The organism is Scrofimicrobium canadense, assembly GCF_009696615.1.
In the GTDB taxonomy this organism is placed as follows: domain Bacteria; phylum Actinomycetota; class Actinomycetes; order Actinomycetales; family Actinomycetaceae; genus Scrofimicrobium; species Scrofimicrobium canadense.
Genome location: NZ_VULO01000021.1, coordinates 1 through 5,596 on the forward strand (window position 1 = coordinate 1; position 5,596 = coordinate 5,596).

The following is a 5,596-nucleotide window of genomic DNA, read 5'->3' on the forward strand; positions in this document are numbered from 1 at the left end:
GCCTTCATTGGCTCCAACAGCGCGCTGGTTGCCCCTGTTTCGATTGGTCAGGGGGCCACCGTGGGGGCGGGCTCCACCATCGCCAAGGACGTGGCGGAGCACGCCCTGGCAGTGACCCGCAGCCGCCAGTTGGAAAAGGCCGACTGGCCGCGCCCCACCAAAAAAGCAAACTAAACACCGGTGATACAGGCGCTTGGCGCCTTCAGGAGAGTGGAGTATGTGCGGTATCGTCGCAGCCGTGGCACAGCGCAATGTGCAGGGGATATTGCTGGAAGGACTCAAGCGCCTGGAGTATCGCGGTTATGATTCGGCAGGCATGACGGTACTCAGCAGCGGAGCGCTGACCCGCCACCGGGCACTGGGGAAGGTAGCGGCCCTGGAAGAGCGCCTGGCCAACGAGGCACTGCCGGGGCATTGCGGTATCGCCCATACCCGCTGGGCCACCCACGGCAAGCCCTCCGAGGCCAACGCTCACCCCCACCACAGCCGCGACAGTGTCGCTGTAGTACATAACGGCATCATCGAGAATTACGAGCAGATCAAGGAGATGCTGCAGGGCAGCGGCTACACCTTCACTTCCGACACCGATACCGAAGTGATCGCCCACTTACTGGCCGACAAACTCACTACTGGCAAGACACTGTTCGAAGCGACCCAGGAGATCGTCAGCGGGCTGGGGGGAGCTTACGCGCTGGGCGTGATGAGTACGCACGAGCCTAACGTGGTGGTGGGCGCCCGTCAGGGCAGCCCGCTGGTGGTGGGCGTGGGGATCGATGAAGCCTTCCTGGCCTCCGACCCGCTGGCGCTGTTGCAGGTCACCGACCGCTTCATCTACCTGGAAGAGGGCGATCTGGTCGAGCTGCGCGAACACGGTGTCATCCGCATCGTCGACCGTCAGGGGAACGTTGTCGAGCGCCCGGTGCATACCTTCGAGCATGGCGATGGCGCCGCCAGCAAGGGAGAGTATCGCCACTACATGCTCAAGGAAATCTTCGAGCAGCCCAAGGTCATCGAGGCAGCGCTGGAAGGGCGCATGAGTGCCAGCAGCGTTCTGGTCGAGAGCTTCGGGCCAGATGCCCAGGCGCTGTTCCAGAAAACCCGCCAGGTGCATATCATCGCCTGTGGCACCAGCTACCATGCGGGCCTGGTGGCCCGCTACTGGCTGGAGCGCTATGCTGGCGTGCCGGTGCAGGTCGAAGTGGCCTCCGAGTATCGTTACCGCCACCCGGTCGTGCCGGAAGGTACGCTATTCGTCACCCTCTCTCAGTCTGGGGAAACCGCCGATACGCTGGCAGCGCTACGGTTTGCCAAAACCCTTGGCTATGTCGGTACGTTGGCGATCTGCAACGTGCCCGGCAGTTCGCTGGTGCGCGAGTCGGATATGTCGCTGATGACTCGTGCAGGCCCTGAAATCGGCGTGGCCTCCACCAAAGCGTTTACGACGCAATTGATCGCACTGCTGCTACTGACGCTCTCCGTCAGTAAAGCGAAAGGCCAGCCGGAGCAGCCGGAGATTCTGGCGGGTCTTCAGGCCCTGCCATCGCTCTGCCAGCAGGTGCTAGGCCTCGATGCGCAGATCGAAGCGCTCTCCCAGGCGTTTGCCGAAAAGCACCATGCGCTGTTTTTGGGGCGTGGCGCTCACTACCCGATTGCCCTGGAAGGCGCCCTGAAGCTCAAGGAGATCTCCTACATTCACGCGGAAGCCTATCCTGCGGGCGAGCTGAAGCACGGCCCGCTGGCGCTGGTGGATAGTGAAATGCCGGTAATTTCGGTAGCGCCCAATGACGAGCTGCTGGAAAAGCTGAAGTCCAACCTTCAAGAAGTGCGCGCTCGCGGTGGTCAGCTGTTCGTATTTGCCGATCGCAAGGTAGGCATCAGCGCTCAGGAAGATATCCGCGTACTGGAATTACCGGAGGTGCACGAGGCACTGGCGCCGCTGCTATATACCCTGCCGCTACAGCTGCTGAGCTACCACGTGGCCGTATTGAAAGGCACCGATGTGGACCAGCCACGTAACCTGGCGAAAAGCGTGACGGTGGAATGATCGGTACCTCACTGTGAGGTATCAGGTGTGGGATACAAATAAAGTCGGCCAGGGAGAGCAATCATGCTGAGTAAGGTAGAGCTTGTTAATTTTGGCCCTCTTGGATCTTTGAAGTGGCCGTCCCTGGGGCCGATCAATCTGGTCATTGGTGGCAATGGCACCGGTAAAACCTTTCTGCTGAAAGCACTCTACAGTTCTATGCGTACGCTGGAAGACTATCAGCGTGGGGATGATCAGCGGACGGCAGCCGAGATACTGGCTGAAAACCTGTATTGGACCTTTCAGCCAGACAAGATTGGTGATCTGGTGACCAAAGGTGCAGAAAGGCCTCTGCACTATTCGATGACATTTGATGACCGGAACTTCATCTATAACTTTGGTAAGGATACGACCAAGCAGATTTCGTCGTTGGAAAATCATGTTCCGCCCAGGAGCAGTAATTCCATTTTCCTTCCGGCCAAGGAAGTACTGTCGATACATCACATCATTCTCAAATCCCGGGAGCAGGATAAGGCCTTTGGTTTCGACAATACCTATCTGGATCTTGCTCGGGCGTTGAGAAATTCCACCACCAAGGGCAACAACTACCGGGAGTTCTCGAAATCCAGGCAGGACCTTGAGTCGATGCTTGGAGGGAAAATCGAGTTTGATGATGCCTCCAACAAGTGGGCTTTCAAAAAAGGGAATCAGAAGTTCCCTATCGGTGTGACAGCGGAAGGTATCAAGAAAATTGCGATCCTGGACACGCTTCTCGGTAACCGCTATCTGGATACCAGTTCGGTCATTTTTATTGACGAACCGGAGTCTGCACTACATCCGAAGGCCATTTCTCAGTTATTGGACATCATCGCTCTGTTGTCTGAGCGTGGGATTCAGTTTTTCATGGCTAGCCACTCGTACTTTGTCATCAAGAAGCTTTTTTTGATCGCACAGGAGAAGGGTATATCAGTTCCGGTGATCTCTGAGGAAAATGGAGAGTGGACATGCAACAACCTGCAAGAGGGGATGCCTGATAACAAAATCATTGAGGAGTCGATCCGGCTTTATCAGGAAGAGGTGGAGCTGGTTCTGACATGACAAATCAGGCGATCCAGGAATCTGGAATGACGTTTGGCCCCTTTCCTGAAGGCCACTGCCTCTACATTGAGGAAAGTGATCTATATCGACGGATACAAAACCACGTGCAAATGGCGGAGTTCCTTCTGCTCAAAAACAGCCGTAAGGGAGAGCCAGTGCTTTGGGTTGTAGAGGCTAAATCGAGCAGTCCAAGGCCCGAAACCAAACCAAATTTTGACGAGTTCGTTGCTGAAATACGCGACAAGCTGATCAATGCCTTTTCGTTAACCCTTGCTGCCTGTTTGGGGCGACATGACACAGCAGACGAGTCTATACCGGCCAGATTTCGTGAAGTGGATTGGTCTGGTCAGGACGTGAAACTGGTTTTGGTGATCAATGGGCATCGAGACGCATGGCTGCAACCACTCAAAGATGCCATTGAAGTCTGACGGATCCCCACGAAATAGATAAGAAAATCAGGATGATATGATTGAAAAGGCCTGCATGGGTCGGCATGTTGTTAATCGCCAAACCAACAATATGCCTAAGGAGACCCATGCAGGCCCCTCGATTCTTACATACTCTGCTGACCTCATCACTCCCCCTGGTCCATGCCAAGCGCCTGCAGGCGCTGCTCGACACGGTGGGTGCCCTGCTGGGCGAGCGCCGCCTGGGCTTGACCGCCCTGGGGCGTGCCTTGCCAGGGCCAGTGGCTACCAAGCACACCATCAAGCGAGTCGATCGGTTGCTGGGCAACCCTCACCTGCATCAGGAGCGTCCCCTGTTCTATTGGCTCGTGGCCAGCCTGCTGATTGGCCACATGACCCGCCCGCTGATTCTGGTGGACTGGTCGCCGATTGATGACCGTGGCAAACGGTTCTTGCTGCGCGCCGCGGTGCCCTTTGCCGGGCGCTCGCTGCCAATCTTCGAGAAAGTCCACCACAAGGATGGCTGCCAACACTGTGAGGCATACTTGTTGGCCGCTCTGGCCGAGATACTGCCTGACAACGCCACGCCGATCTTGGTCACCGATGCGGGCTTTCGTAATCCCTGGTTCGAGGCGGTTGAGGCACGTGGTTGGTACTACGTCGGCCGGGTGCGTAGCCCGGTGCGTATTCCGCCCTATCGTGACCGCCCATTCCGTTTGAACGTGACCGTCTGTTCTGGATGATGGTGACCGCGCATTCCGTTTTATCGTGACCGATTTTGGGCAGTTTTCCGGAATCGCCGGTCACGTTGCCGGAATCATCGGTCACGTTCCCCCGGAATCACATCCAACACGCTGGAATTCTTTAACTTTATTCGGCATACCCTTCTTTTTCATCACGAGGAAGTGCGGATGCCGGCTGCGAGGATTTCCATGCGACAGATCATCGAGGTCTTGCGCCTCAAGCACGAAGTAGGCCTGAGCCACGACCGCATTGCCCGCGCCTGTGGTCTCTCCAAAGGCGTGGTCGGCAAGTACGTCAGCCAGGCCCAGGCGAAGGGCATCACTTGGCCGTTGCCCGAGGATGCTGATGAGGCCTGGCTGGAAGCACGGCTGTTCCCCGTCAAGGCACCGCCCTCACGCTTTGCTGAGCCGGATTACTTCCAGGTTCATCAGGAACTCAAGACCAAGGGCGTTACCCTGCAACTGCTCTGGGCCGAGTACACGGAACGCCACGGCGACAAGGCCTACCGCTACAGCCAATTCTGCCACCACTACCGGCTCTGGCGGGGGCGGCAACGGCGCAGCATGCGCCAGGTTCACCGGGCCGGCGAGAAGGTCTTTATCGATTACTGCGGACCGACCGTGCCGGTGGTGGACCGGAGCACCGGAGAGATGCGTCAGGCCCAGGTCTTTGTCGCCGTGCTTGGCGCCTCCAGCTACACCTTCGCCGAGGCCACCGGGAGCCAGAGCCTGCCGGACTGGATCGCCTCCCACCAACGGATGCTGACGTTCTTCGGCGGGGTGCCGGCACTGCTGGTTCCGGACAACCTCAAGGCAGCGGTCACCAAGGCGGACCGTTACACCCCGAAGATCAACGAGACTTACGCTGAACTGGCTGCTCACTATCAGACGGCGGTGCTGCCCGCGCGTCCCTACAAGCCCAAGGACAAGGCAAAGGCTGAAGCCGCCGTGCTGTTGGTCGAGCGCTGGATCCTGGCCCGGTTACGGCACCAGACGTTCTTCTCTCTGGCCGAGTTGAACGCCGCCATCGCCGCGTTGTTACCAGCGCTGAACCAGCGCCCGTTCCAAGGACGGACAGAGAGTCGTCAAAGCCTGTTCGATGCCCTCGACCGACCGGCACTACGACCACTCCCCGCCACGCCCTACACCTACGCCGAGTGGCGTAAGGCACGGCCGGGTATCGACTATCACATCGAGATCGAGAAGCGGCTATACAGCGTGCCCCACGCCCTGGTGGGGGTGAAGCTGGACGTTCGGGTGACCGACACCTCCGTGGAGGTCATGCACAAAGGGCAGCGAGTGGCGCTACATCCTCGTCATGGTAA

Annotated in this window: 6 protein-coding genes; all 6 read left to right on the forward strand. The window is 58.1% G+C overall.

All coding sequences use genetic code 11. The annotated features are described in order from the left end of the window. The first annotated feature begins 6 nt into the window (after positions 1-6). Complete coding sequence (locus FYJ24_RS13615) at positions 7-174, forward strand: hypothetical protein (RefSeq protein ID WP_404814716.1); 168 nt, start codon at positions 7-9, stop codon at positions 172-174. A 43-nt stretch (positions 175-217) separates the two neighbouring features. Beyond that, on the forward strand, positions 218-2,044 hold the full coding sequence (glmS, locus tag FYJ24_RS12135; RefSeq protein ID WP_154546709.1) for a glutamine--fructose-6-phosphate transaminase (isomerizing): 1,827 nt from the start codon (positions 218-220) through the stop codon (positions 2,042-2,044). A 63-nt stretch (positions 2,045-2,107) separates the two neighbouring features. Then, complete coding sequence (locus FYJ24_RS12140) at positions 2,108-3,121, forward strand: ATP-binding protein (protein WP_154487574.1); 1,014 nt, start codon at positions 2,108-2,110, stop codon at positions 3,119-3,121. Continuing rightward, positions 3,118-3,549 carry a hypothetical protein gene (locus tag FYJ24_RS12145; protein ID WP_154487576.1) on the forward strand — a complete coding sequence of 144 codons (432 nt, stop codon included), beginning with the start codon at positions 3,118-3,120 and terminating at the stop codon, positions 3,547-3,549. Before FYJ24_RS12140 ends, FYJ24_RS12145 begins: the two co-directional genes overlap by 4 nt. Before the next feature lie 107 nt (positions 3,550-3,656). Further along, entirely contained in the window at positions 3,657-4,271 is a 615-nt protein-coding gene (locus FYJ24_RS12150; RefSeq protein WP_206192712.1) for an IS4 family transposase, read from the forward strand. A 189-nt stretch (positions 4,272-4,460) separates the two neighbouring features. Continuing rightward, positions 4,461-5,596 (forward strand): IS21 family transposase (istA, locus tag FYJ24_RS12155; RefSeq protein ID WP_154546711.1); only part of this gene is annotated, 1,136 nt, incomplete at its 3' end.